We start from the raw sequence: 1,689 nt of genomic DNA, 5'->3' as shown, positions 1-1,689 counted from the left end.
GAATATATTAATGATGTTAAAAAATGAAATAAATGATATTCAAGCCGCAAAGAAAAGGATATAATAAATAAAAGTTTATAAACCTTTTTTACTAATACTTACTTTTTGGGGTGCACTCTATATTTATTAAGAAATGCTAAATTACATGGGAAATTACTGTATTTACATGCAAAAGAAATTAGATTTTTAAAGTTGGCAGAAATTAAAGCTCCATGACTAGTAGATGGGATTTATGTTCGGGTACAAGAAAAAATCTTTGATTATCAAGAAGCTTTAGCACGTCGATATAATGAAGAATTAGTTGAAAAATTAACAGAAGAAGATGAAATTCAATATCGATATGCGCATCAAAAACGAACTAATCATTTTTGACATCGTAAGAAACCATAGATTTATTTTTTACTTAATTTAAAGAAGGGGAAAATAAGATGTTAACATTTAAAAAACGACGTTATTTAGTTAAAATTCGACAGGAGCTTGGTTTACCACCGTTGAATTGAAAACAAGAGTTATATTCTGAGCAATATTATGGCTTTGATAAGATTATTGAACGATATGTTCGGACTGTTAATTATATGTGATATTTTAAAAATGTTGCTTTTTATGATGATTTTAGCCGTATTACATATTATTTTCCACGCTTAATTTTAACACGAAAAAATCTTTATTTTTTAAAAATCAAAACATTATCTGAACCAGTAACAACAACATTAACAACTCCAATGTGAGAGCAAAGGAAAGGTTTAATTACTTCGCCAATTGTAACACAACAATTTATGATTAATCGGATGGTTAAATTACTTGATGCAAAACAATTTTTACGTACTGCTATAATTAATTTGGTTGTGATTAATAGTAAAGAACCATTTATTGTTACTGACTTGGTGCCTTATAATAATATTCAAATAATTAATCAGCAAGAAATGCATTGAAGTGATATAATAAAACATATTGAAAAAAACGATGATTTAACGATTGATCTTTTTGCCGATGAAACAATTTTAATGTTACATCATTTGTTAAGCGAGCACAGTCATCGCCATAATTATCGGTTACAAAAAAGTAGTTTATTTTGTTTATATCATTATATTTAAAGGAGTATGTCACGTGTCAAAACGCCAAGAACGCATTAATATTATTAATTTGTTATATCGTCACTTTGTTTTACAACATGATGTTTTAACAACAAAACAAGAAGCATATGATTTCTCACAAATGGTAACAACTTCTACGGAAACAATTCAAGTTGAGGAAATATTAGCAAATCTATCAGATATTATTGCGAAAATTAATAAACATTTAAAACCAGGATGAAATTTTGCTCGCTTAAGTAATTATCATAAGGCTGTTTTAATATATGGAGTTTATGAAATTTGTTATCAACAATTAGCAAAGCCAATTGTCATTAATGAAAGTTTAGAAATTTTAAAATTATATGGCGAAGATACTAATTTTAGTTACATTAATTCAGTCTTAGATCAAGTTTAATTTCTAAAATATAAGAATTAGTTCATACAAATAAAAATGGATATTTAAGACTGCACCCCAAAAAGTAAGTAAAATTAAAAAAGAACTTTACTAAACTTTTAGAGGAGGTGCATTTTTTAATGGCAGGAAAAGAACAAAAATTTAAAACATATACTGCAGAATTTCGAAAAAATACAGTAAAAGAAATTGAACAAACATCGC

The 1,689-nt window shown here is 26.6% G+C and carries 3 protein-coding genes; all 3 read left to right on the top strand.

Going from position 1 to position 1,689, the window contains the following annotated elements; genetic code table 4:
* The first annotated feature begins 105 nt into the window (after positions 1-105).
* Genes D9R21_RS06280 through D9R21_RS06270 form a run of 3 tightly spaced genes read left to right on the top strand, consistent with a single transcriptional unit; the run spans position 106 to position 1,488 of the window.
* Positions 106-390, top strand: a complete 285-nt coding sequence (locus tag D9R21_RS06280) for a hypothetical protein (protein WP_126821520.1) — start codon at positions 106-108, stop codon at positions 388-390.
* A 38-nt stretch (positions 391-428) separates the two neighbouring features.
* Positions 429-1,094, top strand: coding sequence for a hypothetical protein (locus D9R21_RS06275; protein ID WP_126821519.1), 666 nt, complete (start codon positions 429-431; stop codon positions 1,092-1,094).
* Between the two features lie 13 nt (positions 1,095-1,107).
* Positions 1,108-1,488 carry a transcription antitermination factor NusB gene (locus D9R21_RS06270; protein ID WP_126821518.1) on the top strand — a complete coding sequence of 127 codons (381 nt, stop codon included), beginning with the start codon at positions 1,108-1,110 and terminating at the stop codon, positions 1,486-1,488.
* The last annotated feature ends 201 nt before the right edge of the window (positions 1,489-1,689 follow it).

It is taken from the genome of Spiroplasma endosymbiont of Megaselia nigra (assembly GCF_003987485.1).
Lineage (GTDB): Bacteria > Bacillota_I > Bacilli_A > Mycoplasmatales > Mycoplasmataceae > Spiroplasma.
The sequence above is the reverse complement of the archived record's forward strand: the minus strand, read 5'-3'. Positions and strand labels throughout refer to the sequence as shown.